The organism is Clavibacter lycopersici (genome assembly GCF_003576405.1).
Taxonomy (GTDB): domain Bacteria; phylum Actinomycetota; class Actinomycetes; order Actinomycetales; family Microbacteriaceae; genus Clavibacter; species Clavibacter lycopersici.
In genome coordinates this window covers 1-1,375 of record NZ_QWGT01000393.1, presented here as the reverse complement: position 1 = coordinate 1,375, position 1,375 = coordinate 1, and the positions used below count along the sequence as shown (strand labels likewise).

Genomic DNA, 1,375 nt, shown 5'->3' with positions numbered 1-1,375 from the left:
CTGAGGGTCACGATGAAGTCGCCGTCGCGCGCGATCTCCGCCGCGCGGTCGGCCGCCTGCTGCCAGTCGGGCAGGTAGTCGACGTGGCTCGGGTCCGCGAAGCGCTCGGAGACGAGGGCGCCCGTGACGCCGGGGATCGGGTCCTCGCGGGCGCCGAAGACGTCGAGCACGATGGTGTGGTCGGCCAGCTCCTCGTAGACGCGGGCGAAGTCGCCCGCCATCATCTGCGTGCGGCTGTAGAGGTGCGGCTGGTGCACGGCGATGATGCGGCCCTCCCCCACGACCGTGCGCGCGGCCTCGAGCGCGGCGCGGACCTCGGTGGGGTGGTGCGCGTAGTCGTCGTAGACGCTCACGCCGCGCACCTCGCCGTGCAGCTCGAAGCGGCGGCCGGTGCCGGAGAAGGCGGCGAGGCCCGCGATCGCGTCGTCGGGATCCACGCCCAGGCCGACGAGCACGGCGTAGGCGCCGGCCGCGTTGATCGCGTTGTGGCGGCCGGGGACGCGGAGCGCGGCGCGGCGCGCGACGCCGTCGTGGGTGAGCGTGAAGGCGACGGGGCCGTCGGTCACGATGTCGGTGATGCGGATGTCGGCGGCCGGGTCCTCGCCGAAGGTGACGACGCGGCCCTCGATGCGCTGGGTGACGCGGCGCGCGCCCGAGTCGTCGCTCGAGATGACGACGAGCTCGGACGCCGCGCTGGCGAAGCGCACGAACGCGTCGTCGAACGCCTCGTGCGAGCCGTAGTGGTCGAGGTGGTCGGCGTCGACGTTGGTGATGAGCGCGACCGCGGTGTCGTAGAGGAGGAAGGAGCCGTCGGACTCGTCGGCCTCGACGACGAAGAGCTCCTCGGATCCGGGGGCGCTCGAGACGCCGAGCCCGCCGATCACGCCGCCGTTGACGAACGACGGGTTGCGGCCCGCCTCGAGCAGCGCGGTCACGATCATGCCGGTGGAGGTGGTCTTGCCGTGGGCGCCCGCGACGGCGACGAGCCGCTGGCCCGAGATGAGCCAGGCGAGGGCCTGCGAGCGGTGCAGGATCGGCAGTCCGCGCTCCTTCGCGAGCACGTACTCGGGGTTGTCCTGCCAGAGCGCTCCCGTGACGACGAGCGCGTCCGCGTCGCCCACGTGCGAGGCGTCGTGTCCGACGTGGATCTCGGCGCCGAGCTCGCGGAGGGCCTGGACGGCGTCCGAGTCGCGGGAGTCGGATCCGGTGACGCGGTGGCCCGCGGCGAGGAACAGGCGCGCGATGCCGCTCATGCCGGACCCGCCGATGCCCACGAAGTGGACGCGCCCGAGCTCGGTCGGGATGTCCATGGTCAGGTCGGGTGCGATCACGTGCGGTCTCCTCGGGAGGTGGGAAGCGGTGGGGGGCGGCGGTC

The 1,375-nt window shown here is 73.4% G+C and carries 1 protein-coding gene; it reads right to left on the bottom strand.

Going from position 1 to position 1,375, the window contains the following annotated elements; translation table 11 throughout:
• Nucleotides 1-1,331 (bottom strand): UDP-N-acetylmuramate--L-alanine ligase (gene murC / locus DZG00_RS15435; RefSeq protein ID WP_119455816.1); only part of this gene is annotated, 1,331 nt, incomplete at its 3' end.
• Between the last annotated feature and the right edge of the window lie 44 nt (nt 1,332-1,375).